This window comes from Streptomyces sp. BA2, from assembly GCF_009769735.1.
In the GTDB taxonomy this organism is placed as follows: Bacteria; Actinomycetota; Actinomycetes; order Streptomycetales; family Streptomycetaceae; genus Streptomyces.
On record NZ_WSRO01000002.1, the window covers coordinates 5502338 to 5526906 of the forward strand.

26 protein-coding genes, 3 tRNA genes and 1 pseudogene are annotated in these 24569 nt (G+C 70.4%); 23 read left to right on the plus strand and 7 right to left on the minus strand.

What is annotated here, in order from left to right; genetic code table 11:
• Nucleotides 1–17: 17 nt before the first annotated feature.
• The 3 genes from E5671_RS27605 to E5671_RS27615 all read right to left on the minus strand — a co-directional run bounded on the left by E5671_RS27605 (nucleotide 18) and on the right by E5671_RS27615 (nucleotide 3628).
• Nucleotides 18–677: a response regulator transcription factor gene (locus E5671_RS27605; RefSeq protein ID WP_336606067.1), complete on the minus strand. Its 660-nt coding sequence runs from the start codon at nucleotides 675–677 to the stop codon at nucleotides 18–20.
• Nucleotides 678–905: 228 nt separating this feature from the next.
• A complete protein-coding gene (locus tag E5671_RS27610) occupies nucleotides 906–2264 on the minus strand; it encodes a sensor histidine kinase (RefSeq protein ID WP_160506612.1) in 1359 nt (452 codons plus the stop codon).
• Between the two features lie 134 nt (nucleotides 2265–2398).
• Nucleotides 2399–3628, minus strand: coding sequence for a sensor histidine kinase (locus tag E5671_RS27615; RefSeq protein WP_160506613.1), 1230 nt, complete (start codon nucleotides 3626–3628; stop codon nucleotides 2399–2401).
• Between the two features lie 220 nt (nucleotides 3629–3848).
• On the opposite strand from E5671_RS27615, the gene E5671_RS27620 reads away from it, so the two are divergent.
• The 13 genes from E5671_RS27620 (at nucleotide 3849) to E5671_RS27680 (ending at nucleotide 15554) form a co-directional block, all read left to right on the plus strand.
• Nucleotides 3849–4238, plus strand: a complete 390-nt coding sequence (locus tag E5671_RS27620; protein ID WP_160506614.1) for an NADH-quinone oxidoreductase subunit A — start codon at nucleotides 3849–3851, stop codon at nucleotides 4236–4238.
• Nucleotides 4229–4945: an NADH-quinone oxidoreductase subunit B gene (locus E5671_RS27625; protein WP_160506615.1), complete on the plus strand. Its 717-nt coding sequence runs from the start codon at nucleotides 4229–4231 to the stop codon at nucleotides 4943–4945. The genes E5671_RS27620 and E5671_RS27625 overlap by 10 nt, the downstream gene beginning before the upstream one ends.
• The gene (locus E5671_RS27630; RefSeq protein ID WP_160506616.1) at nucleotides 4942–6024 is read left to right on the plus strand and encodes an NADH-quinone oxidoreductase subunit C; all 1083 of its coding nucleotides are present in this window, start codon (nucleotides 4942–4944) and stop codon (nucleotides 6022–6024) included. The genes E5671_RS27625 and E5671_RS27630 overlap by 4 nt, the downstream gene beginning before the upstream one ends.
• Nucleotides 6021–6989 (plus strand): NADH-quinone oxidoreductase subunit H, encoded by a 969-nt coding sequence (locus tag E5671_RS27635; protein WP_160506617.1) that lies wholly within the window; start codon nucleotides 6021–6023, stop codon nucleotides 6987–6989. Before E5671_RS27630 ends, E5671_RS27635 begins: the two co-directional genes overlap by 4 nt.
• On the plus strand, nucleotides 6989–7549 hold the full coding sequence (locus tag E5671_RS27640) for a NuoI/complex I 23 kDa subunit family protein (protein ID WP_160506618.1): 561 nt from the start codon (nucleotides 6989–6991) through the stop codon (nucleotides 7547–7549). The genes E5671_RS27635 and E5671_RS27640 overlap by 1 nt, the downstream gene beginning before the upstream one ends.
• Nucleotides 7546–8193 carry an NADH-quinone oxidoreductase subunit J gene (locus tag E5671_RS27645; protein WP_160506619.1) on the plus strand — a complete coding sequence of 216 codons (648 nt, stop codon included), beginning with the start codon at nucleotides 7546–7548 and terminating at the stop codon, nucleotides 8191–8193. Before E5671_RS27640 ends, E5671_RS27645 begins: the two co-directional genes overlap by 4 nt.
• Nucleotides 8193–8582 carry an NADH-quinone oxidoreductase subunit NuoK gene (gene nuoK / locus E5671_RS27650; RefSeq protein ID WP_160506620.1) on the plus strand — a complete coding sequence of 130 codons (390 nt, stop codon included), beginning with the start codon at nucleotides 8193–8195 and terminating at the stop codon, nucleotides 8580–8582. The genes E5671_RS27645 and nuoK overlap by 1 nt, the downstream gene beginning before the upstream one ends.
• Nucleotides 8579–10573 carry an NADH-quinone oxidoreductase subunit L gene (locus tag E5671_RS27655; RefSeq protein ID WP_160506621.1) on the plus strand — a complete coding sequence of 665 codons (1995 nt, stop codon included), beginning with the start codon at nucleotides 8579–8581 and terminating at the stop codon, nucleotides 10571–10573. The genes nuoK and E5671_RS27655 overlap by 4 nt, the downstream gene beginning before the upstream one ends.
• 6 nt (nucleotides 10574–10579) lie before the next feature.
• Nucleotides 10580–12178, plus strand: coding sequence for an NADH-quinone oxidoreductase subunit M (locus tag E5671_RS27660; protein WP_160506622.1), 1599 nt, complete (start codon nucleotides 10580–10582; stop codon nucleotides 12176–12178).
• On the plus strand, nucleotides 12175–13713 hold the full coding sequence (locus tag E5671_RS27665; RefSeq protein ID WP_160506623.1) for a proton-conducting transporter transmembrane domain-containing protein: 1539 nt from the start codon (nucleotides 12175–12177) through the stop codon (nucleotides 13711–13713). Before E5671_RS27660 ends, E5671_RS27665 begins: the two co-directional genes overlap by 4 nt.
• A gap of 187 nt (nucleotides 13714–13900) precedes the next feature.
• Nucleotides 13901–14764 carry a zinc metalloprotease HtpX gene (gene htpX, locus E5671_RS27670; protein ID WP_160506624.1) on the plus strand — a complete coding sequence of 288 codons (864 nt, stop codon included), beginning with the start codon at nucleotides 13901–13903 and terminating at the stop codon, nucleotides 14762–14764.
• The gene (locus tag E5671_RS27675) at nucleotides 14761–15153 is read left to right on the plus strand and encodes a YccF domain-containing protein (RefSeq protein ID WP_160506625.1); all 393 of its coding nucleotides are present in this window, start codon (nucleotides 14761–14763) and stop codon (nucleotides 15151–15153) included. The genes htpX and E5671_RS27675 overlap by 4 nt, the downstream gene beginning before the upstream one ends.
• Nucleotides 15154–15287: 134 nt before the next feature.
• Nucleotides 15288–15554 (plus strand): GlsB/YeaQ/YmgE family stress response membrane protein, encoded by a 267-nt coding sequence (locus tag E5671_RS27680; RefSeq protein ID WP_160506626.1) that lies wholly within the window; start codon nucleotides 15288–15290, stop codon nucleotides 15552–15554.
• A 164-nt stretch (nucleotides 15555–15718) separates the two neighbouring features.
• Here the strand turns inward: E5671_RS27680 and E5671_RS27685 are convergent, their stop codons facing one another.
• Nucleotides 15719–16207: a YajQ family cyclic di-GMP-binding protein gene (locus tag E5671_RS27685; protein WP_160506627.1), complete on the minus strand. Its 489-nt coding sequence runs from the start codon at nucleotides 16205–16207 to the stop codon at nucleotides 15719–15721.
• Between the two features lie 212 nt (nucleotides 16208–16419).
• Here E5671_RS27685 and E5671_RS27690 point away from each other — a divergent pair.
• Nucleotides 16420–16501 (plus strand) — tRNA-Tyr (locus tag E5671_RS27690).
• A gap of 86 nt (nucleotides 16502–16587) precedes the next feature.
• Nucleotides 16588–16809, plus strand: a complete 222-nt coding sequence (locus E5671_RS27695) for a hypothetical protein (protein ID WP_160510451.1) — start codon at nucleotides 16588–16590, stop codon at nucleotides 16807–16809.
• Nucleotides 16810–16870: 61 nt separating this feature from the next.
• On the opposite strand, the gene E5671_RS27700 is transcribed toward E5671_RS27695, so the two are convergent.
• From E5671_RS27700 to E5671_RS27710, 3 genes are all read right to left on the minus strand, one after another.
• A complete protein-coding gene (locus tag E5671_RS27700) occupies nucleotides 16871–17248 on the minus strand; it encodes a nuclear transport factor 2 family protein (protein ID WP_237330252.1) in 378 nt (125 codons plus the stop codon).
• A gap of 115 nt (nucleotides 17249–17363) precedes the next feature.
• A complete protein-coding gene (locus tag E5671_RS27705) occupies nucleotides 17364–18020 on the minus strand; it encodes an SDR family oxidoreductase (RefSeq protein WP_160506628.1) in 657 nt (218 codons plus the stop codon).
• A gap of 118 nt (nucleotides 18021–18138) precedes the next feature.
• A complete protein-coding gene (locus E5671_RS27710) occupies nucleotides 18139–19449 on the minus strand; it encodes an amidohydrolase family protein (RefSeq protein ID WP_160506629.1) in 1311 nt (436 codons plus the stop codon).
• Nucleotides 19450–19791: 342 nt separating this feature from the next.
• Here E5671_RS27710 and E5671_RS27715 point away from each other — a divergent pair.
• The 8 genes and pseudogenes from E5671_RS27715 to E5671_RS27750 all read left to right on the plus strand — a co-directional run.
• Nucleotides 19792–19864, plus strand: a tRNA-Thr gene (locus E5671_RS27715).
• Between the two features lie 47 nt (nucleotides 19865–19911).
• Nucleotides 19912–19984 (plus strand) — tRNA-Met (locus E5671_RS27720).
• Between the two features lie 91 nt (nucleotides 19985–20075).
• Nucleotides 20076–20240 (plus strand): 50S ribosomal protein L33, encoded by a 165-nt coding sequence (gene rpmG / locus E5671_RS46430; RefSeq protein WP_004571794.1) that lies wholly within the window; start codon nucleotides 20076–20078, stop codon nucleotides 20238–20240.
• Between the two features lie 84 nt (nucleotides 20241–20324).
• Nucleotides 20325–20789 carry a MaoC family dehydratase N-terminal domain-containing protein gene (locus tag E5671_RS27730; protein ID WP_160506630.1) on the plus strand — a complete coding sequence of 155 codons (465 nt, stop codon included), beginning with the start codon at nucleotides 20325–20327 and terminating at the stop codon, nucleotides 20787–20789.
• Nucleotides 20790–20793: 4 nt separating this feature from the next.
• Nucleotides 20794–21222: a MaoC family dehydratase gene (locus tag E5671_RS27735; protein ID WP_160506631.1), complete on the plus strand. Its 429-nt coding sequence runs from the start codon at nucleotides 20794–20796 to the stop codon at nucleotides 21220–21222.
• Nucleotides 21223–21357: 135 nt separating this feature from the next.
• Complete coding sequence (locus E5671_RS27740) at nucleotides 21358–21915, plus strand: TetR/AcrR family transcriptional regulator (protein WP_160506632.1); 558 nt, start codon at nucleotides 21358–21360, stop codon at nucleotides 21913–21915.
• A 76-nt stretch (nucleotides 21916–21991) separates the two neighbouring features.
• Nucleotides 21992–23431: a DHA2 family efflux MFS transporter permease subunit gene (locus E5671_RS27745; RefSeq protein WP_160506633.1), complete on the plus strand. Its 1440-nt coding sequence runs from the start codon at nucleotides 21992–21994 to the stop codon at nucleotides 23429–23431.
• Between the two features lie 60 nt (nucleotides 23432–23491).
• Nucleotides 23492–24565 (plus strand): annotated as a pseudogene (locus tag E5671_RS27750) (UDP-N-acetylmuramate dehydrogenase); the annotation flags it as partial.
• Between the last annotated feature and the right edge of the window lie 4 nt (nucleotides 24566–24569).

Genomic DNA, 24569 nt, shown 5'->3' on the forward strand with positions numbered 1-24569 from the left:
GACAGGCTGTCAGCTATTTAGGAATTGAGATAGGTGAGGACCGCCAGTACGCGCCGGTGATCCCCGTCACTCTGGGAGAGTCCCAGCTTCAGGAAGATGTTGCTGACGTGCTTCTCGACCGCGCCGTCACTCACCACCAACTGCCGGGCCACCGCCGAGTTCGTCCGCCCCTCGGCCATCAGACCGAGTACCTCGCGCTCGCGCGGAGTAAGCCCCGCGAGCACGTCCTGCTTGCGGCTGCGGCCGAGCAGCTGCGCCACGACCTCCGGGTCGAGCGCGGTACCGCCCTGCGCGACGCGCACCACCGCGTCCACGAACTCGCGCACCTCGGCGACGCGGTCCTTGAGCAGATAGCCGACGCCACGGCTGGACCCGGCGAGCAGCTCGGTGGCGTACTGCTCCTCGACGTACTGCGAGAGGACGAGGACCCCGAGCCCCGGGAACTGGTGGCGCAGATGCACCGCGGCCCGCACACCCTCGTCGGTGTGCGTCGGAGGCATCCGCACATCGGCGACGACCACATCGGGCAGCTCGCCCGCCGAGGAGAGTTCGTTGATCGTCTTGATCAGCGCTTCCGCGTCGCCCACCCCCGCGACGACATCGTGCCCGCGGTCGGTCAGCAACCGGGTCAGGCCCTCCCTGAGCAGCACCGAATCCTCGGCGATGACGACCCGCACTTTGTCCTCCACGTTCACGGCCCCCCGGCATATGTGGTTCTGGGTGTCCCCCGGCACCTCAGTATCGCGCGTACGAACGCGTACGAAGGGGCGTTACGGCGTTCGCGGACAACCGCTTGCCCGTGTTCGCTTCCTGGCGGGCACGCGGAACCCCACCCGATCGCCCGTGCCGCGGGGCAATCGGGTGGGTGTGGGTGGGGAAGATCCGCCGCGAAGCGGCGGGACGGGCTAGGCCCGCCAGGGCAGCTCAGCCGTCACGGTGGTAGGCCCGCCCGCGGGCGAGTCCACGACCAGGATCCCGTCGACCGCGTCGAGTCGCTCGGCGAGCCCGGCAAGACCGGAGCCACCGCTCACATCCGCACCCCCGGCCCCGTCGTCGGAGACCTGGAGCATCAGCCGGTCCTCGACCTGCCACACGTCGACCGAGCCGCGGGATGCCCGCGCGTGCTTGCTGATGTTCTGCAGGAGCTCGGAGACCGTGAAGTACGCGATGCCCTCGATCGCGGCGGCGGGACGCGCGGGCAGGTCCACCTCGACCTGCACCGGGACCGTGCACCGGGCGGCGAGCGCGGAGAGCGCCGCGTCCAGGCCGCGGTCGGTCAGGACCGCGGGGTGGATGCCGCGGGCCAGGTCGCGCAGCTCCTGGAGGGCCACCTTCACCTCGCCGTGCGCCTCGCCCACCATGCGCGCCGCGGCCTCCGGATCCTCCGTCAGCTTCTCCTTGGCCAGACCCAGGTCCATGGCGAGCGCCACCAGGCGGGCCTGCGCACCGTCGTGCAGGTCGCGCTCGATGCGGCGCAGGTCGGCCGCCGCCGTGTCGACGACCACACCGCGGTCCGACTCCAGCTCGACGACGCGCGACGCCAGGCTGGAGGGGCCGAGCAGACCGGCCACCATGACGCGGTCGACGGTGGTCAGGGCCCGGATGATCCAGGGCGTGGCGAGCGTGATCAGCAGGCCGGTGAGGGCCGTCGCGCCGATCTCGAAGGGATTGTCCAGGTAGACGCGGTGACCGTCGTCGCCGTAGAGCTGGATACCGCCCTGACCGCCGTAGAGCGGGAAGAGCCACTGCCACAGCGGGTACGTGAGCATCGCCCAGCCGTACGTCCAGAAGACCACCGACACGGTGAAGGAGAAGATCGCCCACGGCATGTGGAGGATGGCGAACAGGACGTGCCGCCAGGAGACGCCGCTCTTGAGCACGGCGCCCATCCACGCCATGAGCCCGCCGCCGTTCTTGGGCCGCAGCGGCTCGGGGTTGGCCACCTCGACGCCCAGGAGCGCCCGCGCCCGCACCCGCTCGAGGGAGCCGATGCCGCGGCAGGCGGCGAGCCCGGCGGCGAGCACCGGGATGCCGATGAACGTGATCAGGAGCCCGACGCCGAGCGAGAGCATCGTGACCGCGAACGTGAACGTGACGATGCTGATCGGCAGGCTCAGGAGGACGTAGCCGAACTCTTTCCAGGCGCGGGCCTCGATCGGCGCGCGCAGCCCGGCGGGGATACGAGGCCGCCGTTCATCGAGGTCGGATCCCCGGAACTCCGAACGGTCCATGCGCCCGTACTCCTGTCCGTACTCCGTGGCCATCGGTGTCGTCCGTTTCTGCTCGGTCGTGCGCTGCCTCTTGGGTTACGCGCTGGTTCGGCGTCGTATCTCAAGAGTGCTGGCCGCAGGTGATCCGGACCATGTGGTGCGTGGGTGTCTTCGACCGGGGGTTTTCCCTACCCCCGGGCATCGCGGTCCCCGTCGTCCCGGTCGTCCCGGTCGTGGTCCCGGTCCCGCCACGGCAGTTCCGCCGTGATCGTCGTGGGCCCGCCCTCCGGCGAGTCGATCACGAACAGGCCGTCGACCGCGCCGAGCCGGTCCGCGAGCCCCGCCATGCCAGAGCCCCCGTCCAGGTTCGCGCCACCCCTGCCGTCGTCCCCCACCTGGATGAGCAGCCGCTGGTCGGCACGCCACACGTCCACGGACGCCGTACGCGCCCCGCTGTGCTTGCTGACGTTCTGCAGCAGCTCGGAGACCGTGAAGTACGCGATGCCCTCGATCGCGGCGGCCGGGCGCGCCGGCAGATCGGCGGTCACCTTCACCGGGACCGTGCACCGCGAGGCCACCGAGGACAGCGCCGCGTCCAGGCCGCGGTCGGTCAGGACCGCGGGGTGGATGCCGCGGGCCAGGTCGCGCAGCTCCTGGAGGGCGAGCTTCACCTCGCCGTGCGCCTCGTCGACCATCGCCGCCACGGTGTCGTCGGCCTGGCCCTCCAGGAGCTTCTCCTTGGCCAGGCCGAGCCCCATGGCGAGCGCCACCAGGCGGGCCTGCGCACCGTCGTGCAGGTCGCGCTCGATGCGGCGCAGGTCGGCCGCCGCCGTGTCGACGACGACACCGCGGTCCGACTCCAACTCCACGATGCGCCGCTCCAGTTCGTCGGAGGGCGAGAGCAGCCCCCGCACCATCACGCGGTCGGCGTTGGTCAGGCCGCGCACGATGTAGGGGAGCACGGGCCAGAGCACGAAGAGCCCGGTCAGCGTGACGGCGAACGTCACCACGCCCCAGGGCAGCCGCATGAACGAGTACAGCATCGTGCGCCAGCCCACCGGATCCTTCAGGCTCGACCACAGCCAGCTGAAGAAGCCGTGCCCGCGCTGCTTCGGCATCGGGCTCGGCTCGTCGATCCGCAGCCCGAGCAGCCCCCGCGCCCGCGCCCGCTCCGCCCTGCCGATCTGCCGGGCGCCGAGGAGCGCGCCCGCGAGGAGCGGCAGGCCGACGACCGTCACGGAGAGACCGCCGCCGGCCGCGAGCGTCACGATCACGTAGACGAAACCGGCCACGCCGATCGGCAGGTTGGCGAGGAGATGCGCGATCTCCTTCCAGGTCTGCCGGTCGTACGCGGCGAAGCGAGCGGGGGGCGGCGAGGACGTGGCTGACGTGGCTGAGGACATGGCGCGTGCGGTCATAAGCGCTAGGGTGCACGGCTCGCCGCGGCGATGCCATGAGGAGGGCCGCCCGGACACTCGGGGGATAACCCCACCCGTGGGGGGAACGCCATGGGGGGATCAGTCCTTGCCGATGCGTGACGCTCTGCTTACCTCGTCTTTAGCAGGCCCTAGACTCCCGTGCGTACAGATCGTCGAACAGTGATGAGTGTCAGAGGCGGTCAGGGAGTGAGGGGCTGACGTGCACGTGACGAATGTCGCGGCAAGCTACTACCAGTCGTACTCCGTCGTCGGACTGCTCGCCGTCGTCGGCGTGCTGTTCGTCGCCGTCGCCTTCGGCGCGGGGCGGTTGTTGCGTCCCGTCGTGCCGACACCCGAGAAGCTCCTGACGTACGAGTGCGGCGTCGACCCCGTCGGCGAAGGCTGGGCCCACACCCAGGTCCGCTACTACGTCTACGCGTTCCTCTACGTCATCTTCGCCGTCGACTCGATCTTCCTCTTCCCCTGGGCGACGGTTTTCGCCGCGCCCGGTTACGGTGCGACGACGCTGGTGGAGATGTTCGTCTTCCTCGGCTTCCTGACCGTGGGCCTGCTGTACGCATACAAGAAGGGCGTCCTCACATGGACGTGACCCCGGAGCGTCCTTCCACGGACGTCACCCCGGAGCCCGTGCTCCTGCCCGAGCCGACCGTGCTCCCCACGCCGGAGCCGCAGAAGCTGGGCGTGCTCTCGCGCCTGGCTCCCGAGCCGATGAAGGTGGTCCTCAACTGGGGCCGTCGGTACTCGTTGTGGGTCTTCAACTTCGGCCTTGCCTGTTGCGCCATCGAGTTCATCGCCGCCTCGATGGCCCGGCACGACTTCATCCGGCTCGGCGTGATTCCGTTCGCGCCGGGTCCGCGCCAGGCCGACCTGATGGTGGTGTCGGGCACGGTGACGGACAAGATGGCCCCCGCCGTGAAGCGCCTGTACGAGCAGATGCCCGAGCCCAAGTACGTCATCTCCTTCGGCGCCTGCTCCAACTGCGGCGGCCCGTACTGGGATTCGTACGCGGTGACCAAGGGCGTCGACCAGATCATTCCGGTCGATGTGTACGTACCCGGCTGCCCGCCCCGGCCCGAGGCGCTGCTCCAGGGCATCCTCAAGCTCCAGGAGAAGATCGCGGCGGAGTCGCTCGGCGAGCGGTACGGCCGCGGGAAGGGCAACGGCGGTGGGCTCGGCGGTGGCAATCGGCCTTCGGCGGCGGCCCTCCAGAGCGGACTTGTGAAGCCGCCGGAGGCAACGGGAGCCTCGGCCTCAGCCTCGGCTCCGGCTCCGGCTCCGGGGGAGGGCAAGGCATGACCGGCTGGCTGCCGAGCCCCGTCGAGGAGCTCTTCGGCGCGGACGCCACGGCCGACGAGTCGTACGACCTCCTGACGGTCGACGTCCCGCCGAGCTCGTGGATCGCGGCGCTCGAAACCGCGCGCACGACCCTGACCTGCACCTACTTCGACTGGCTGAGCGCCGTCGACGAACCGGGCACGGGCTTCCACGTCTCGGCCCACGTCGTCGCCCTCTCTCCGGTACGTCGCCTCCTCATCCGTACGACCGTTCCGCACGACGCCCCGGTCCTGCCGACCGCGGTCGACGTCTACGCGGGCGCGGCGTGGCACGAGCGCGAGACGCACGAGATGTTCGGCGTCGCTTTCGAGGGCCACCCGCACCTGGTGCCGCTGCTCCTGCCGGACACCTTCGAAGGCCACCCCCTGCGCAAGGACTTCGTTCTGGCGGCCCGGGTCGCGAAGGCGTGGCCCGGAGCCAAGGAGCCGGGGGAGTCGGAGCACGGCGGGCCCAAGCGCCGCCAGATGCTGCCGCCCGGCGTACCCGACCCGAACGAATGGGGCCCCCTGAAGGGCCAGCTCCCCGCGGCCCCGGCCCGCCCGGCCCGCGGCGCCGCCCGCGCGGCAGGCGACCGCCCGGCCCGCCGGACGCGCACGGCGGGGGAGGGCTCGGCGAGCCAGGCGGCGGGCGCGCAGCCGGCGGCCGGCCAGGGCGAGGCACCGACTCCGCGCCGGGCACGGAGTGTGAGCCAGGGGTCGGCGTCGCAGCGGGCGGCGGAGGAGCCTGCTCAGGCCGCGAAGACCCCACCGACGGCCCCGGCTCCGGAGACTGCTCCGGCGCCTGAGGCTGCTCCGGCCCCGGAGACTGCTCCGGCCCCGGAGACTGCTCCGGCACCCGAGGCTGCTCCGGCACCCGAGGCTGCTCCAGCGTCTGAGGCGAAGCCCGAGTCGCCCGCGCCCAGTTCTGACGCCCCGTGGCACCAGGCCCGCCCGGCGTTCGAGGACACGGAGAAGCCCGCCGGCACCGCACCGGGCACGGCCGACGCTCCCGAAGACAACGACGACCCCGAAGACAACGACCGCCCAGGAGGCTCGGAGTGACCGACGCGCTCGACGTCGCCCTGCGTCTCCTCATCGTCTTCGCGGTCTTCCTCGTCCTGCCCCTGGTCATCGGCCAGACCGAGCACAAGGTGATGGCCCACATGCAGGGCCGCCTCGGCCCCATGTACGCGGGCGGTTTCCACGGCTGGGCCCAGCTCGTCGCCGACGGAGTCAAGTTCGCGCAGAAGGAAGACGTCGTACCGGCCGAGGCCGACCGCCGCATCTTCCAGCTCGCCCCCGCCGTGGCCCTGCTGCCCTACCTCCTCGTCCTGGTCGCCATCCCGATCGGCCCGAGCGAAGGCGCCGTCGGCCAACTCGTCGACGCGGGCATCTTCTTCGTGCTCGCGGTCATGGGCGTCGGCGTACTCGGCTCGCTCATGGCGGGCTGGGCCAGCGCCAACAAGTTCTCCCTCCTCGGCGGCCTGCGCACCGCCGCCCAGCTCCTGGCGTACGAACTCCCGATGCTGCTCGCCGCGGCCTCGGTCGCGATGGCGGCCGGGACGGTGTCGCTCCCCGGCATCCTCAACGCCTTCGAGTGGTGGTGGCTGCCCTGGCAGATCGTGGGCGCCCTCGTCTTCTTCGTCGCGGGCCTCGCCGAACTCCAGCGCCCGCCCTTCGACATGCCGGTCGCCGACTCGGAGATCATCTTCGGTGCGTACACCGAATACACGGGCCTCCGCTTCGCCCTCTTCCTCCTCGCCGAGTACGCCGGGATCGTCGTCCTCTGCGGCCTCACCACCGTCCTCTTCCTCGGCGGCTGGCACGGGCCCTGGGGCGCCGACGGCCTCGGCTGGGTCTGGACCCTCCTGAAGACGGCGGTACTCGCCTTCCTCGTGATCTGGCTGCGCGTCAGTTACCCCCGTCTCCGCGAGGACCAGCTCCAGAAGCTCTCCTGGACCCTCCTCGTCCCGCTCGCCCTCGCGCAGATCGCGCTCACCGGAATCGTGAAGGTGGCGATCAACTGATGGCTCCCATCCCCGGGTCCGGCCTGGCCAAGGGCCTCGCCGTCACCCTCCGCACGATGACGAAGAAGACCGTCACCGAGCAGTACCCGGAGCACCAGCCCGAACTCCCGCCCCGCACCCGCGGCGTCATCGGGCTCTTCGAGGAGAACTGCACGGTCTGCATGCTCTGCGCCCGGGAGTGCCCGGACTGGTGCATCTACATCGACTCCCACAAGGAGACGGTCCCGCCGGCCGTCGAGGGCGGCCGCGAGCGCAGCCGCAACGTCCTCGACCGCTTCGCCATCGACTTCTCCCTCTGCATGTACTGCGGCATCTGCATCGAGGTCTGCCCCTTCGACGCGCTGTTCTGGTCCCCGGAGTTCGAGTACGCCGAGACCGACATCCACGAACTCACCCACGAGCGCGACAAGCTCCGCGACTGGATGTGGACCGTCCCGGCCCCGCCCGCCCTGGACCCCGCGGCCGAGGAGCCCAAGGAGATCGCCACCGCCCGCAAGGCGGCGGAGAAGCTGGCGGCCGCCCAGGAGACCCAGTCCGGCGCGCGGGAAGGGGAGTCGTGAACATCGCTGCGGAAGCTCAGGGCTTCCTCTCCCCGACAGGAGTGGAGATCGCCTTCCTCCTGGTCGGCCTCGTCACCCTCGGCTCGGCGATCGTCACCGTCACCACCAAGCAGCTGGTGCACGCCGCCCTGTGGCTCGTGGCGACGCTCGGTGGCCTGGCCGTCGAGTACCTCCTGCTCACCGCCGAGTTCATCGCCTGGGTGCAGGTCCTGATCTATGTCGGCTCCGTCGTCGTCCTCCTGCTCTTCGGTCTGATGCTGACGCGGGCCCCCATCGGCCGCTCCCCGGACGCCGATTCGGGCAACCGCCCGGTCGCGCTCGCGGTGGCCGTCCTCGCCGCGGCCTCCCTGGTCTGGGTGGTCGTCGACGCCTTCCGGACGACCTGGATCGACCTCGACCGCGCCGCCGACGAGGCCCAGGGCTCCACCGCGGTGACCGGAAAGTTCCTCTTCCAGCACTGGGTGCTGCCTTTCGAGGCCCTCTCGGTCCTGCTCCTCGCCGCCCTGGTCGGCGCGATCGTCCTCTCCCGCAGGAACGCCCGCATGACCCGCCTGAACGAAGCCCCCGGCGACACCCGCACGACCGGTGCTCCCCGCACGACCGGTGCCCCCAGCGACGCCCCCAGCGACAAGGAGCAGCGCTGATGCACCTCGCCTATCCCGCCGTCCTGGCCGTCCTCCTCTTCTGCGTAGGCCTGTACGGAGTGCTCGCCCGCCGCAACGCGATCCTGGTCCTGATGTCCGTCGAGCTCATGCTCAACGCCGTCAACCTCAACCTGGTCGCCTTCGACGTCTGGCTCCGCGACGCCCTCCACTCCGGCCAGGCCCTGACCCTCTTCACCATCGCCATCGCCGCCGCGGAGATCGGCATCGGCCTCGCGATCGTCCTGTCGGTCTACCGCAACCGCGGCTCCTCCGCCGTCGACGACCTCCGCGACACCGCCGAGGGCCCCGACGATGACGCCGAAGACGCCGCCGAAGACGCCGCCGGAGAAGAGCCCGCCCCGGCACAGAAGGCTGAGGCCACCGCGTGACCACGACCACCCTCGCCGTACTCGTCCCCCTCCTGCCGTTCCTCGGCGCGGTCGCCGGCCTGCTGCTCGGCCGCACCGTCCCGGGACTCGTACGCCCCCTCGCGGTGCTGCCCACCCTGGCGGCGCTGGTCCTCGCCGTGCTTGTCGCCGCCCGCCACGGCGGCGGCGCCGACATCGACTCCGCCACCGAGCTCACCCCGACCGGCTCGGTCCCCATCGAACTCGCCCTGCACGTCGACGGCTTCGCCGCCCTCGTCGCCGTCCTGGTCGGCGTCGTCGCCTCCTGCGTGCAGATCTACTCGACGGGCTACCTGCGCGACGACCCGCGCTACCCCTCGTACGCCGCTCTGGTCTCCCTCTTCACCTCCGCGATGCTGCTCGTCGTCTACTCCGGCGACCTGATGGTGCTCCTGGTCGGCTGGGAGATCATGGGCATCTGCTCGTACTTCCTCGTCGGCCACTACTGGGAGACGCCCGAAGCCCGCGCCGCCTCCCTCAAGGCCTTCCTGGTCACCAAGCTCGGCGACGTCCCCTTCCTGATCGGCCTGTTCGCGCTCGCCGTCGACACGGGGTCGTTCCGCATCACGACGATCCTCGCGACGGTCGCGGACGGCGGCCTCGACCATCCGACGCTGATCGCCCTGCTGCTCCTGGCCGGTGTGGCGGGCAAGTCGGCGCAGTTCCCGCTGCACACCTGGCTGCCCGACGCGATGGCGGGCCCCACCCCCGTCTCCGCGCTCATCCACGCCGCGACGATGGTCGCCGCCGGTGTCTACTTCGTGGCCCGGCTCCTCCCGGTCTTCGCCGAGTCGGCGGCGGCCCTGGTCGTCCTCGCCGTCATGGCCGCCGTCACGATGGCCGGCTCGGCCCTCGCGGCGCTCGCCCAGGACGACATCAAGCGCGTACTCGCCTACTCGACGATCGGTCAGCTCGGCTATCTGACCGGCGCCCTCGCCGTCGGCGACCGCGGTGCCGCCGTCTTCCACCTCCTCTCGCACGGCGCGTTCAAGGCGCTCCTCTTCCTCGGCGCGGGCGTGATCATCCACGCCGCCGGCACCAACTCCCTAGCCGCGATGTCCCGTATGAGGGGCCTGCGCGACCGGGTGCCCGACGCCTTCTGGACGATGACCGTGGCGCTCCTCGCGCTCGCCGCGATCCCGCCCTTCAGCGGCTTCTTCTCCAAGGAAGCCGTCCTGGGCGCCGCCGAGCACGCGGCCACAGGACACTCCGAGACCGCGCCCACCGCGGCGGGCTGGATCGTCCTGGTTGCCGGTCTGCTGACCGCCCTCCTCACCGCCGCCTACGCGACGCGTCTGTGGCTGCTCGCCTTCAACGGACAGGGCCCCGAAGCCCCGGCCCACGGCCGCCAGCCCGTCACGATGACCGCCGTGCTCTGGGTGCTCGCCGTCCCCTCACTCGCCTTCGGCCTCACCGTCGGAGTCCTGCCGGACTGGTTCGACGGCCACTCGCTCAACCCGACCCTCACCACCTCCGTCCTCGGCACGGGACTCGCCCTCGTCGGCGGGCTCGTCACGTACGGAGCGTGGCGCCACACCACGGCGCTGGCCGTCCGCCACCCGATGGGCGCGGTCGCCGCCGACACGGGAGCCGACGGAGGCCTGGTCGAGGCCGAGGCCATCGCCACGCACGCCCCTGCCTACGGAGACGTGGCCCAGGCCCACGATCCGGCCGACCCCGGCCGCCTCCTGCTCGGCCCGCTGCACCGGCACGCCGCCGTCGGCTTCCACCTCGACGCCGTCTACGCCGCCCTGTTCGTGCGCCCCGTCCAGGCCGCCGCGCGCCTCGTCCGGTTCCTCGACCGCGAGGTCGTCGACACCTACGTACGCGGCGCGGGCACCGCACCCCGATGGCTCGGCGCGGCAGTCCGCCGCGCGCAGACCGGCAACGTGCAGACCTACCTGAGCGCGCTGCTCGCAGGCACCGTCGTCCTGGCTGTCGCCGCCGTCCTCGTCGCCACCGCCGGAGCGTGAGCAGCCGTGATCGATATCAGTGAATCCGTGATGCAGCTTCTTCTGGCGTTGATCGTGGTCGGCCCGCTCATCGGCGCCGTGGCCGCCCTGCTCCCGGCCCCGCCCGGACTGAAGGGGAAGTCGCCCGACCAGGCCGTACTCCGCCACGGCGTGATCGTGACCGGCGCGATCCTCATCGCCGCGCTCGTCCTGACCCTCGGCTTCGACCATGACCACCCGTCAAAGATGCAGGCCACGACCGATATCAGCTGGATCCCCGCACTCGACGTGCGCATCCACCTCGGCATCGACGGCATCTCGCTCCCCCTTCTGGTCCTGACCGCGCTCCTGACCTTCCTCTGCGCGCTGTACTCCTACTTCAAAATGCCAACGGGCCCGTCTCCCAAGGCATTCGTCGCGCTGATCCTCGTGCTCGAGTCCGGCACCCTCGCGACCTTCGCCGTCCTCGATCTGCTGCTGTTCTTCCTGGCGTTCGAGATGGTCCTCATCCCGATGTACTTCCTCATCGCACGCTGGGGCGGCGCCCAACGCACGCAAGCCGCCTGGAAGTTCATCCTCTACACGCTTCTCGGCTCCGTCGTGATGCTGCTCGGTCTCCTCCTCATCGGCCTCAAGTCCGGCACATTTGACATGGTGGCACTCGCCACTGACAACGGCCCTCGCCTGAGCACATCCGTGCAGGTCATCGCCGTTCTGGCGATCGGGATCGGGCTCGCGGTCAAGACGCCGATGTGGCCGCTGCACAGCTGGCTGCCGGACGCGCACACCGCCGCGCCGACCGTCGGCTCGGTCCTGCTGGCCGGCGTGCTGCTGAAGATGGGCACGTACGGATTCGTCCGGATCCTGCTGCCGATCACGCCCGACGGGATGCGGACCTTCGCGCCGTACCTCGCGGCCTTCGCGGTCGTCGGGATCATCTACGGTTCGCTCGCCTGCCTCGCCCTCGCCAAGCAGGGCGCGAAGGGCGACCTCAAGCGCCTCATCGCGTACTCGTCCGTGGGCCACATGGGCTTCGTGCTCCTCGGCATCTCGACGATGAGCCCGACCGGCGTGAACGGCGCGCTGTTCGCCAACATCGCGCACGGCCTCATCACCGGCCTGCTGTTCTTCCTCGTCGGCGCGCTGAAGGACCGCACGGGCACCAGCGACCTCGACACCCTCGCGCAGGAGTCGGGCGCCGCGCTCTACGGCAAGGCACCCCGCCTCGGCGGTCTCCTCGCCTTCGGCGCGGTCGCCTCGCTCGGGCTTCCGGGCCTCGCCGGGTTCTGGGGCGAAATGCTCGCCCTGTTCGGCGCGTTCAAGCCCGCCGACGAACTGAGCCGCCCGGCCTTCCTCACCTTCATGGCGATCGCCGCCTTCGGCACCCTGCTCACCGCCGCGTACATGCTCGTCGTCGTACGCCGCGTCTGCATGGGCCCGGTGGCCCAGGGGCCCCAGGGCGCCGCCAAGACCGAATCCCCGGCGCTCGCCGACGTCCAGGGCTACGAGTTCGCCGCCTGGACCCCGCTCGTCGCCCTCACCGTCCTCGCCGGACTCTGGCCCGCCGCTCTGCTCGGCCTCACCGACCCGGCCGTGCAGCAGCTCCTCTCAGGAGGCAAGTCGTGACCGTGGCCGCCGAAAGCGCCGCCGGCGTCGTCCAGTCCGTCGACTGGCTCGCGATCGCTCCGCCCACCATCGCGGCGGTCGTCGGTCTCCTCGTGCTCGTCGCCGACCTTTTCGTGGACGCCCGGAAGAAGGCACTGCTCGGCTGGATCTCCGTCGCGGGACTCGCCGTCGCCGCGCTCTTCCTGCTGCCGATCCTGAACGACGACCGGTCGACCTTCTGCCTGACCGGCGGCGCCGAGGCCTGCAGCTACACCGCCGACCGCTTCACGCTCGTCATCCAACTCCTCGTACTCGGCGGCGCCTTGCTGGCCGCCCTGCTCTCGATGAGCACGCTCAAGGACGCGAACGGCACCGCCAAGGAACTCCCCGAAGGGGAGTTCTGGTTCCTGCTGCTGTCCTCCGCGGCGGGCGCCGCGCTGCTGCCAGCCTCGCGTGACCTGGCCACGCTCATCGTCGCCCTGGAAGTGGCCTCCCTCCCCGCCTTCGCGCTCGTCGGCCTCAGGCACGGCGACAAGCGGTCCTCCGAAGCGGCCCTGAAGTTCTTCCTCTCCTCCGTCACCGCGACCGCCGTCACGCTGATGGGCGTCAGCTTCGTGTACGCGGCTACCGGCACCCTGCACCTCACGGAGATCGCCGAAGAGCTCCAGCACGTCGACGGGCAGCTGGACACCCTCGCCCAGACCGGCGTCGCCCTCACCCTCGTCGGCTTCGCCTTCAAGGTGGCCGCCGTGCCCTTCCACTTCTGGGTGCCCGACACCTACGTAGGCGCCCCCTTGCCGGTGGCGGCCTACCTCTCCGTGGTCGGCAAGGCGGTCGGCTTCACCGGCCTGATCCTCGTCACCGTCGTCGCCTTCCCCTCGTACGCGGACGTGTGGGGCCCGGCACTCGCCGTGCTCGCCGCCCTCACCATGACCGCGGGCAACGTGGCGGCGCTGCGCCAGCAGGCCACGCGCGCGTACAGCGCGGTCCGACTGCTCGCCTGGTCCTCGGTCGGCCAGGCGGGATACCTCCTGGTGCCGATCGCCGCGGCCGGATACGCCGACAACCCCGCCGAGGCAGAGAAAGCCGTCGGCTCCACCGTCGCGTACGCCCTCATGTACGCGGCTGTGAACCTCGGCGCCTTCGCCGTCGCCGCGCTCGTCGGCCGCACGCAGCGCTTGAACCGAGTCAGCGACTACCGGGGCCTGTACGCCAGGAGCCCCCTCGCGGCCCTGGTGCTCGGCTTCTTCCTGCTCTGCCTCGCGGGCCTGCCGCCGGGCATCATCGGCCTCTTCGCGAAGGTCACCGTCTTCTCGGCGGCGGTCGACGCGGGCCTCGGCTGGCTCGCCGTGGTGATGGCCGTGAACGTGGTGATCGCGCTCTTCTACTACCTCCAGTGGACCGCGCTGCTGTTCCGCGCCCCCGAGGGCGAGCCGGTCAGGCACCGCGTGCCGGCCCCCCTGACGGCGGCCATCGCCCTGGCCGCGGTCCTCGGCATCGCGCTCTCCGGAGCGCCTCAACTCGTCCTGAGGTTCTCCGACACCGGCCTGTTCTGACGGGCCGCCTTCTCCGTAGGGCCGCTCGGGCCGTCACCCGAGCGGCCCACGTCACACCTGCGCCGCTCCTGCGCGCACAAGGGAACTAGTGCTCCCCGCCTGGCGTTGACCAGTACGGGAGGGTCCACTGAAGAGTGGAAGCACCAGTAGACAGAGGGTTCCCCCACGCACCACAGGAGGGCGTACCGTGCACCGCCGGCACAACGGGCTGAAGACCGCCGTACTCCTCGGGGGACTGTCCGCTCTCATCCTCGTCATCGGCAGTTTCTTCGGACGTACGGGCTTGATCGTCGCGCTCTTCGTGGCGCTCGGCACCAACGCGTACGCGTACTGGAACAGCGACAAGCTCGCCCTGCGCGCCATGCGCGCGCGCCCGGTGAGCGAATTCGAGGCCCCCGAGCTGTATCGCATGGTCCGTGAGCTCTCCACCCAGGCCCGCCAGCCCATGCCCCGGCTCTACATCTCACCCACAGAGGCGCCGAACGCCTTCGCGACGGGCCGCAATCCGCGCAACGCCGCGGTGTGCTGCACCGACGGCATCCTGCGCCTCCTCGACGAGCGTGAGCTGCGGGGCGTTATCGGGCACGAGCTCAGCCACGTCTACAACCGCGACATCCTGATCTCGTCGGTCGCCGGCGCACTTGCCTCCGTGATCATGTTCCTGGTCAACTTCGCCTGGCTGATCCCGATCGGCAGGTCGAACGACAACGACGGCCCCGGCATCTTCGGCATGCTCCTGATCATGCTTCTCGGCCCGCTCGCGGCTTCCATCATCCAGCTCGCGATCAGCCGCTCCAGGGAGTACGAGGCCGACGCGTCCGGTGCGCAGCTCACGGGGGACCCGTTGGCGCTCGCGAGCGCCCTGCGCAAGCTCGACGCGGGGACGAAGCAGCTTCCGCTGCCGCCCGAGCCACGCCTTGAGACGGCAAGTCACATGATGATTGCGAACCCTTTCCGTCCGGGGCAGGGCATGTCCAAGATGTTCTCCACGCACCCGCCGATGGCGGAGCGCATTGCCCGGCTCGAGCAGATGGCAGGTCGCCAACAGTGAAGACAATCCTGAACGTCATTTGGCTCGTCCTGTGCGGCTTCTGGATGTTCCTCGGCTATCTCCTGGCCGGTGTGCTCCTGTGCATCACGGTCATCGGCATCCCCTTCGGAGTCGCCAGTTTCCGGATCGGCCGCTATGCCCTGTGGCCCTTCGGCTACACGACAGTCGAGCGCCGTGACGCGGGCGCGCCGTCCTGCGTCGCGAACATCCTGTGGCTGATCCTCGCGGGCTGGTGGCTCGCGCTCGGCCACATCGTGACCGGCTTCCTCCTGTGCGTCACGATCATCGGCATCCCGCTGGGCGTCGCCAACTTCAAGCTGATCCCGGTGTCGTTGATGCCCCTCGGCCGCGAAATCGTGCGCACGGACCAGCCGTTCGCGTCGCGCTAGCGCGCGTGCCGGGCCGTGCCGCGACCGGTGTGTCGTACACCCCACCTGGCTGATCACCGCAACCACGCCCCGCCCTCGTGTCGTCCTCCAGGACAACAGCACAAAGAGGGCACGACGAGGGGCAGGTTCACCGCATGGGCATCATCAGCTGGATCGTTCTGGGGCTGCTCGCCGGTGCCGTGGCCAAGGTCTTGCTGCCCGGCCGCGACCCGGGCGGCTTCATCGGCACGACCGTCATCGGCATCGCTGGCGCCTTCATCGGCGGCTGGCTCTCCGCCCGCTATCTCGACCGCCCGATAGCCAACGACTTCTACGACGGCGCCACCTGGGCGGCGGCCATCGGCGGCTCACTCGTCCTGCTCGTCGCCTACCGCATCCTCTTCGGCCACTCGCGCCGCTGAGCCGCGCACGCGCCACCCACGCCGCCTGAGGCGTCGTCCCCCGATCTGCGGCCAGCAGCAAGGGCGGGCACCCGAGCCGGGTGCCCGCCCTTCGGCGTAGGACGACGAGCAATCACCAGTACTTGACGAGCAAACACCAGTACTTACTGAGCACCTACTGGCAATTACCGGTAGTTGACGAACTGCACCGCGAAGTCGAAGTCCTGCCCCTTGAGCAGCGCCTGCACGGCCTGCAGGTCGTCGCGGCTCTTCGAGCTGACCCGCAGCTCGTCGCCCTGGACCTGCGCCTTGACGCCCTTGGGGCCCTCATCGCGGATGATCTTGGCGACCTTCTTCGCGTTCTCCTGGGTGATGCCCTCTTCGATCGAGGCGAAGATCTTGTACTCCTTGCCGGACAGCTGCGGCTCGCCCGCGTCCAGCGACTTCAGCGAGATGCCGCGCTTGATCAGCTTGGACTGGAAGATGTCGAGGATCGCCTTGACCCGCTCCTCGCCGTTCGCCTCCATCAGGATCTTCTCGCCGGACCAGGCGATCGAGGCGCCCGTCCCCTTGAAGTCGTAGCGCTGCGAGATCTCCTTGGCGGCCTGGTTGAGGGCGTTGTCGACCTCCTGCCGCTCGACCTTCGAGACGATGTCGAAACTGGAGTCGGCCATGTCCTGTGGCTCCTTGTATCGGGGTCTGCGTACGTCTGCGTACTGAGCTGGTGCACGGCCTTCGGTCCCTGGCCGCATCCGCAAAGCCTAGCCATCGCCCCCGTGCCGGGGGCCGATCAATCGGGTGGCGAAGCACCCCTGTCCATCAGGTATCGTTTACGTCGTTGCCACGGAGCGCCGCCCCAAAGCGGTCGATTCCAGGCAGCGACCCAGGCGGTGTGCCCGAGCGGCCAAAGGGAGCAGACTGTAAATCTGCCGGCTCAGCCTTCCCAGGTTCGAATCCTGGCGCCGCCACACGAAGGAGACCCTCTCCGATCTTGCGGAAACGCAAGTCGGAGGGGGTCTTTTCGTACGCTGAGGCCATGCCGTTCACGCAGTCCATGCCGTCAGGGTCCTCACGCCGCAGGAACTGCCCCGAGTGCCGCCGTGAAATCGCGGTCGTCGGGGGACGGTTCGCACGTCACGATCCGCCGGGTCAGCGCGGCAGCGGCGATCTCGTCTCCTGCCCCGGCTCGCGCAGGCAGGCCATGCTGGGCGCCGCACAGCCCTCTCTGGACGGCTACACCGTCCCGGACTTCCCCGGCCAGCTCCCGCTTTTCTGAGGCGCTCTCATGGCCCTCCAGGGCGCCTGACGCGGCCTGGGGCGTGCGTCACGGCCGTGCGTCACGGCTGCCTGACGTCCATCCGGCTCACCAGGCCGTCCTCCCGGAACGTGTAGACGTGCTCGACCGTCGCCGGCGCCCAGTGGTCGCCCGTTTCGTCCCGCAGTCCGGGCCGCACGGTCGCCACGACCCGCCGCCCGTCGTCGTCGAGCCGCAGCCGCTCCAGGTGCACCAAGGGGTGCATCACCGCGAACTGCCGTGCCCAGTAGGCGCGGACCGCCGCGATGCCGCGGGCGCGGGTGTTGTCCAGGAGGTTCGGCCAGTCCACGTCGGGTGCCAGGGAGCGGGGGATGAACGCATCGCGCTCTTCGGTACTGAAGACGGCGTACATCTGCCGCAAGAGGGCCTCGTGCGCGGCGGGCACATCGGAAGCGGGCATGGCGGGCGTTCCTCACGTAGGCGGCAGCTCAAGACAATCACCGCCCCGCGCGCGGGACATCCCTCAGGAGGCCGACTTCGCCGTACGGATGTCAGATGCCGTAAAGGAGCAGACGTCAGTTCCCCGCAACGGACTTGACCGCGACGGACACCGGCGTGGACCCGCTCACCAGCTCCAGCGTCAGGCCTGCCGTCGCCGCGGAATCCACGAGCTCGGCGAGGACCGCGGCCACGTCGTCACGCGGGATCGGCCCCCGTCCGGTCGACGCCTCCAAGCGTACGAGACCGGTGCCCGCGTCGTCCGTCAGTATGCCGGGGCGCAGGATCGTCCAGTCCAGGGCCTTGCGGCCGCGTACGGCTGCGTCGGCCTCGCCCTTGGCCCGCAGGTAGGCATCGAAGATCTCGTCGCCCTCGTGCGCGGGGTCCGCGCCCATCGACGACACGACGACGTAGCGCCGCACGCCCGCGCGCTCCGCCGCGTCCGCGAAGAGCACGGCTGCGTCGCGGTCCACGGTGATCTTGCGGTCGGCGCCGCTCCCCGGGCCCGCGCCCGCCGCGAAGACAGCCGCGTCGGCGCCTTCCAGAAGCCCGGCGACCTCGTCGACGGACGCCGACTCCAGGTCGCACAGGGCCGCCTCGGCGCCCGCTTCCCGCAGATCGGCTTCCTGTCCGGCTCTGCGGACGAGCCCGACGACCTCGTCACCCCGCGCGGCGAGCAACCGCTCGAGCCGCAGCGCGATCTGACCATGACCTCCAGCGATGACAATGCGCATGTCTCCGACCGTACGGCAGCCCCCGCAAGATCGCCCCGCGCACGCGGGAGCACGCACGCGGGAGCGCGTCAGGAAGCGCCGCCCGCCCTCACGTCGCCTGCCCTCACGCCGCCCGCCCTCACGACGGTTCCGCCCCCGTCGCCCGCCCCGGACCGCTCCCCTTCGAGCGGCCCTGCCGCGGCAGGTCGAGCGCCACGGCGGCCGCCGAATCGCAGTACTCCCGCACCGCGCTCGTCCGTGCCACCACGCGCCCCCGGTGCACCACGACGCGGCTGTACGCGAGCGAGAGCGCCCCCGCGAGATGGTCGCCGCGCACCGCGAGCAACTCGGCGGGGAAGCCCGCCTCCACCCGGACCTGGGGGAGCCCCATCGCGGCCCGTGCCGCCGAGCTGACCGTGCCGTACGCGTCCTCGGGGCGCAGCCCGCACCGCGAGGCCAGCAGATAGGCGGCCTCCAGCGGATCCCCGCGCCCCACGGGGTTCGACACGTCCCGCAAGGCCCCGCTGCCCGCTGCCACCCGCACCCCGGCCGCCCGCAGCAGCCGCACCGGAGCCACCGCGCCCCGCCGGTCCACGCTTCCGCACCCGCCCTGCGGCAGGCACACCACCGTCACGCCGGCCGCCGCCAGCTGTTCCGCCGTCCGCGCGGCCACGTCCGACGGCAGCCGCCCGAGCCCGCCGCACGGCCCGATCGTCACCCCGGGCCGCAGCCCGCCCGCCATCGCAGCGAGCCGCCCGAGCCGCGCCGGATCGCTGCCGTCCGTATGCAGGTCGACGGGGCAGCCGTGCTCGGCGGCGACCTCGAGCACCGCCTCCACGTACCCGGTGGGATCGGGATCCAGGTCGGGGCAGCCGCCCACCACAGAGGCGCCCATCTTCACCGCGTCCCGCAGCATCGCGAGCCCGTCGGCACCGGCCACCCCGGTCAGCAGGCGCGGCACGGCCACGGCCGCCAGGTCGACGAGGCCGCGCAGCGAACGCCGTGCCTGCAGCACCGCCTCCATCGAGGTGAGCCCGGGGACGTCGCCGATCCGCACGTGCGAGCGCAGCGCCGTCGCGCCGTGCCCGAGCTGCAGCAGGGCGGCCTCGGTGGTGCGGCGCTGGACGTCGGCGAGTTCGTACGAGACAGGGCCCTCCGCGTCCGCGGACAGTGCCGTGTCGCTGTGCGCGTGCGGTTCGGCGGCGGCCGGCAGCAGGAGATAGCCGCCGAGGTCCACGCGCGCGGTGTGTGCGGTCAGGCTGCCCGCCGTGCCGACCGCTTCGATGCGCCCGGAGCCGAGCCGCACGTCCACGGTCCGGCCGTCGGTCAGCCGGGCGCCGCACAGGAGCAGCGCGGAGGCGTCGTCGTCACCTGAGGAGCCGGAGGAGCCGGAAGAGCCGGAAGAACCGGAGGGCCCGGAGGAGTGGGGCTGCGGCTGGCTGTCGGGCATCGCGCTCCTGAGGTTCGGGGGCGGCTGCGGGGCATGGCGTCGTCCGGGGCGGAGGCGTCCGGGACCAAGACGTCCAAGATCACGCAGAGTGGGTCGAGCCTAGGGCGGCGACCGGCCCTCTTCGAGGAGGAGCGGAATAGTCGTACCGGCGTGGTGTGGAGCTACGAACCGGCACGCCACGAGCCAGCGAACAGCCGCTCCACGAGCCACCGAACCGGTGTGGCGCGAGGCGCCGAAGTGACGTGGTGAGACGGCTGGGACGCCGTCCGAGATGCCCCCGGACAGCCCCGGCGAAACGGATTTGGGCGATCGGCGACCGACCGTGTAATGTCTTCATCGCTCGCCCCAATAGCTCAGTCGGTAGAGCGTCTCCATGGTAAGGAGAAGGTCTACGGTTCGATTCCGTATTGGGGCTCTGATGTCGAGTGATCCTCGCCTTCGGGCGAGGGGATCCGGCATCGCAGCGGTGTAGCTCAGTCGGTAGAGCAAGCGGCTCATAATCGCTGTGTCACCGGTTCAAGTCCGGTCACCGCTACTCAATTGGTAGCCGATTGTGGGGTCGGACCTTCGATCGGCTACTCTTTTTTTGCGTTCATCCGTCCATCCGTCCGTCAAGGAGCACTCACGTGGCTGCCACAGACGTCCGCCCGAAGATCACGCTGGCCTGCGTGGAGTGCAAGGAGCGGAACTACATCACCAAGAAGAACCGGCGTAACGACCCGGACCGTCTTGAGATGAAGAAGCACTGCCCGCGCTGCAACGCGCACACTGCGCACCGCGAAACGCGCTAGATACAGGCTCGTACACGAGGCCGTCCCCGATTTCTGGGGGCGGCCTCGCGTCGTTCACCCACACCTGCAGGAGGTACCGAGTCCATGGCGCTCGACCAGTCCTTCGTAGGGCGGTCCTACCCGCCCACCGATCCCTATGAGGTCGGCCGGGAGAAGATCCGTGAGTTCGCCGAGGCGGTGGGCGACACCAACCCCGCGTACATCGACGCGGAGGCCGCCAAGGCGTTCGGGCACTCTGATGTGATCGCCCCGCCGACCTTTGTGTTCGCCATCTCCTTCAAGGCCGCGGGCCAGGTCATCGAGGACCCGCAGCTGGGGCTCGACTACAGCCGTGTCGTGCACGGGGACCAGAAGTTCGCGTACACCCGCCCGGTGCGCGCGGGGGACCGGCTCACGGTCACCTCGACCATCGAGGCCATCAAGTCGCTGGCGGGCAACGACATCCTGGATATCCGCGGCGAGGTCCACGACGAGGCCGGCGAGCACGTCGTGACCGCCTGGACCAAGCTCGTCGCGCGTGCGGCGGAGCCCGCGGCAGAGGGAGCGTGACGCGATGACCGCCAAGATTTCGTACGACAGCGTCGAGGTCGGCACCGAGCTGACGGCCCAGAGCTTCCCTGTGACGCGTGCCACGCTCGTGCGGTACGCGGGCGCTTCCGGTGACTTCAACCCGATCCACTGGAACGAGAAGTTCGCGGTCGAGGTCGGCCTTCCCGACGTCATCGCGCACGGCATGTTCACCATGGCCGAGGCGATCCGTGTGGTGACCGACTGGGTGGGTGACCCGGCCGCCGTCGTCGAGTACGGCGTGCGCTTCACCAAGCCCGTCGTGGTCCCGAACGACGACAAGGGCGCGTTGATCGAGGTCAGCGCCAAGGTCGCCCAGAAGCTCGACGACAACCGGGTCCGCGTGGACCTGGTGGCGAAGAGCGGGGATCAGAAGGTGCTTGGCATGTCGCGCGCGGTGGTGCAGCTCGCCTGATCTTCGTAGGCGTGAATGAGTAAGGGGCACCCGCCCATAGCGGGTGCCCCTTACTCGTGCGCTGCTCTGCCAGGGAGGACCGGTTGACGTAGGTAGTGGTTGACGTAGGTAGTGATTGGCCACTAACTTAATCGCATGGTCAGGATGAGCGCAGAGGAGCGACGCGAGAGCGTCATCCGCGCGGCGATGATCGAGTTCGCCCGCGGTGGCTACAACGGCACGTCCACCGAGGTGATCGCCAAGCGCGTGGGCGTCTCGCAGCCGTATCTCTTCCGCCTCTTCCCGAGCAAGCAGGCGATCTTCCTCGCCGCGTCCGGGCGTTGCTGCCAGGAGGTCACCGAGGTCTTCCGGAAGGCAGCGGAGGGGTTCGAGGGGGAGGAGGCCCTGCACGCCATGGGTGAGGCCTATCAGGCGCTCATCGCCGACGACCCGGACAAGCTGCTCATGCAGATGCAGATGTACGTCGCCGTGGCCTCCGCGGAGGCGTCCGGTGACCGGGAGTTCGGCGAGGCGCTGCGGGCCGCCTGGATGGAGATGTACGACACGGTCCGCCTCGCGCTGGGAGCGGACGTCGGTGAGACGACGCAGTTCCTGGCGTACGGGATGCTGATCAACGTCCTGGTGTCGATGGGGTACCGGCCCGACCATCGGGTGTGGACCGGTTTCTACGAGTCGGTGCAGCCCAAGGCGTGAGCCGTGCGGGGCAGGGGGGTGCGTACTTTTGCGCCCACGAAAGTTAGTCATCAATAACTAACCACAGGGGAAAGCAATGTCACAGCAGACAGCGCGGCGCGGGGAAGCGGCCTGGGCCATCGCCATCACCAGCGTCGCCGGATTCATGGCGGCCCTCGACAATCTCGTCGTCACCACGGCCCTGCCCGCCATCCGCGAGGACTTCGGGGGAGCGCTGCACGACCTCGAATGGACGGTGAGCGCCTACACCCTCACCTTCGCCGTGCTGCTGATGTTCGGCGCGGCCCTGGGGGACCGCTTCGGACGCCGCAAGCTCTTCATCGTCGGCCTCGCGGTCTTCACCGGAGCCTCCGCCGCCGCAGCCCTCGCGCCCGGCATCGAGGCACTGATCGCCGCCCGCGCGGTCCAGGGCGTCGGCGCCGCGATCATGATGCCGCTGACGCTGACCCTGCTGACGGCGGCCGTCCCGGTGGCCAAGCGCGGGATGGTGTACGGGATCTGGGGCGCCGTCAACGGCCTCGCGGTCGCCAGCGGACCTCTCATCGGCGGCAGTCTCACCGAACACGCGTCCTGGCAGTGGATCTTCTGGCTGAACGTCCCGCTCGGCCTCGCGGTGCTGCCTCTCGCCCGGCTCCGGCTCTCCGAGTCGTACGGCACGGGAGCGCCGCTCGACATCACCGGAACGCTGCTTGCCAGCGGCGGCCTCTTCGGCATCGTGTACGCGCTGATCCGCGGCAACCTCGACGGCTGGACCAGCGCGACCGTCCTCATCGGTCTGATCGGCGGCGGCGCCCTCCTGGCCCTCTTCGTGCGGCACGGAATCCGCAGCGAGAACCCGATGCTGCCGATGCGGCTCTTCCACAGCCGTGCGTTCTCCGCGATCAACGCCGCGAGCCTGCTGATGTTCGTCGGGATGTTCGGGTCGATCTTCCTGCTCGCCCAGTTCCTGCAGAACGTCGTCGGCTACTCGCCCACCGAAGCGGGCCTGCGGATGCTCCCCTGGACCGGCATGCCGATGATCGTCTCTCCCATCGCGGCCTATCTCGCGGACCGGTTCGGCGGCCGCCCCGTCGTGACCGCGGGCCTCGCGCTCCAGGCCATCGGCCTCGCCTGGTTCGCGGTCATCGTGGAGCCCGACATGTCGTACGCCGCCCAGCTTCCCGCCCTGATCGTCAGCGGGATCGGCATGGCGCTGTACTTCGCCCCCGCCGCGAACCTGGTGATGTCCAGCGTCCGCCCCTCCGAGCAGGGCATCGCGTCCGGCGCCAACAACGCCCTGCGGGAGGTCGGCGGCGCCCTCGGCATCGCGATCCTCGCCTCGGTCTTCTCCGCCCAGGGCGGCTACGGGCCCGCCCAGCACTTCGTGGACGGCCTCGGCCCCGCGCTGTGGGCCGGCGCCGCGCTGGTCGGCGTGGGCGCGGTGGCGGCGGCGCTGCTCCCGGGGAGGGGCGCGGCCGAGAAGCAGGCCGGCGGCGTTCCGGCAGTGACCGAAGAGCGCACTCCGGCCGGCGTCTGAAGCCGCGCCGTCCGGTCCCACGCGTACGGTCCGTGGCCCCGCCCGAGCGGCGGGGCCACGGACCGTACCCTTGAGCACGTGCAGGAACTCCACGATGCCCCCCTCGCCCCGCTGACCACCTTCCGGCTCGGCGGTCCCGCGGCCCGTCTGATCACCGCGACGACCGACGCCGAGGTGATCGCCGCCGTCCGCGAAGCCGACGACTCCGGGACCCCGCTGCTGCTCATCGGCGGCGGCTCGAACCTGGTCATCGGAGACAAGGGCTTCGACGGCACCGCCCTGCGCATCGCCACGAAGGGCTTCGAACTCGACGGCACCAAGCTCGAATTGGCGGCCGGTGAGGTATGGACCGACGCCGTGGCCCGCGTCGTGGAGGCGGGCCTCGCGGGCATCGAGTGCCTCGCCGGGATCCCGGGCTCCGCGGGGGCGACGCCGATCCAGAACGTGGGGGCGTACGGCCAGGAGGTCTCGTCGACCATCACCGAAGTGATCGCGTACGACAGGAAGACGCACGAGACGGTCACCGTCGCGAACGCCGAGTGCGACTTCTCGTACCGCCACAGCCGCTTCAAGGCCGAACCCGACCGCTTCGTAGTGCTGCGCGTCCGTTTCGCACTGGAGGACGCGCGGGGGATGAGCGCTCCCCTCAAGTACCCGGAGACGGCCCGCACGCTCGGCGTCGAGGCGGGCGACCGGGTCCCCGCGGCCGTCGCCCGTGAGACCGTCCTGAAGCTGCGCGCGGGCAAGGGCATGGTGCTGGACCCCGAGGACCACGACAGCTGGTCGGCCGGGTCCTTCTTCACCAACCCGATCCTCACGGAGGAGGAGTTCGCCGCCTTCCACGCGCGCGTAGTGGACCGTCTCGGCGCGGACGTGGCACCCCCCGCCTTCCCGACGGAGGACGGCCGTGTGAAGACCTCCGCCGCCTGGCTCATCGACAGGGCGGGCTTCACCAAGGGCTACGGAGATGGCCCGGCCCGCATCTCCACCAAGCACACGCTCGCCCTGACCAACCGCGGCGGCGCGACCACGGAGGACCTGCTGGCCCTGGCCCGTGAGGTCGTCGCCGGAGTACGGGACGCCTTCGGGGTCACGCTGGTCAACGAGCCGGTGACGGTGGGCGTCAGCCTCTGAGCCC

Bases quoted from the DNA above. Each gene is read 5' to 3' on its own strand.
- E5671_RS27695 (WP_160510451.1), top strand. From the start codon at position 16,588: ATGCCGTCAGGGTCCTCACGCCGCAGGAACTGCCCCGAGTGCCGCCGT.
- E5671_RS27615 (WP_160506613.1), bottom strand. From the start codon at position 3,628: ATGACCGCACGCGCCATGTCCTCAGCCACGTCAGCCACGTCCTCGCCG.
- E5671_RS27740 (WP_160506632.1), top strand. From the start codon at position 21,358: ATGGTCAGGATGAGCGCAGAGGAGCGACGCGAGAGCGTCATCCGCGCG.
- E5671_RS27625 (WP_160506615.1), top strand. From the start codon at position 4,229: ATGGACGTGACCCCGGAGCGTCCTTCCACGGACGTCACCCCGGAGCCC.
- E5671_RS27745 (WP_160506633.1), top strand. From the start codon at position 21,992: ATGTCACAGCAGACAGCGCGGCGCGGGGAAGCGGCCTGGGCCATCGCC.
- E5671_RS27710 (WP_160506629.1), bottom strand. From the start codon at position 19,449: ATGCCCGACAGCCAGCCGCAGCCCCACTCCTCCGGGCCCTCCGGTTCT.
- E5671_RS27705 (WP_160506628.1), bottom strand. From the start codon at position 18,020: ATGCGCATTGTCATCGCTGGAGGTCATGGTCAGATCGCGCTGCGGCTC.
- E5671_RS27630 (WP_160506616.1), top strand. From the start codon at position 4,942: ATGACCGGCTGGCTGCCGAGCCCCGTCGAGGAGCTCTTCGGCGCGGAC.
- E5671_RS27680 (WP_160506626.1), top strand. From the start codon at position 15,288: ATGGGCATCATCAGCTGGATCGTTCTGGGGCTGCTCGCCGGTGCCGTG.
- E5671_RS27735 (WP_160506631.1), top strand. From the start codon at position 20,794: ATGACCGCCAAGATTTCGTACGACAGCGTCGAGGTCGGCACCGAGCTG.
- nuoK (WP_160506620.1), top strand. From the start codon at position 8,193: ATGCACCTCGCCTATCCCGCCGTCCTGGCCGTCCTCCTCTTCTGCGTA.
- E5671_RS27685 (WP_160506627.1), bottom strand. From the start codon at position 16,207: ATGGCCGACTCCAGTTTCGACATCGTCTCGAAGGTCGAGCGGCAGGAG.
- E5671_RS27700 (WP_237330252.1), bottom strand. From the start codon at position 17,248: ATGCCCGCTTCCGATGTGCCCGCCGCGCACGAGGCCCTCTTGCGGCAG.
- E5671_RS27610 (WP_160506612.1), bottom strand. From the start codon at position 2,264: ATGGCCACGGAGTACGGACAGGAGTACGGGCGCATGGACCGTTCGGAG.
- E5671_RS27640 (WP_160506618.1), top strand. From the start codon at position 6,989: ATGGCTCCCATCCCCGGGTCCGGCCTGGCCAAGGGCCTCGCCGTCACC.
- E5671_RS27730 (WP_160506630.1), top strand. From the start codon at position 20,325: ATGGCGCTCGACCAGTCCTTCGTAGGGCGGTCCTACCCGCCCACCGAT.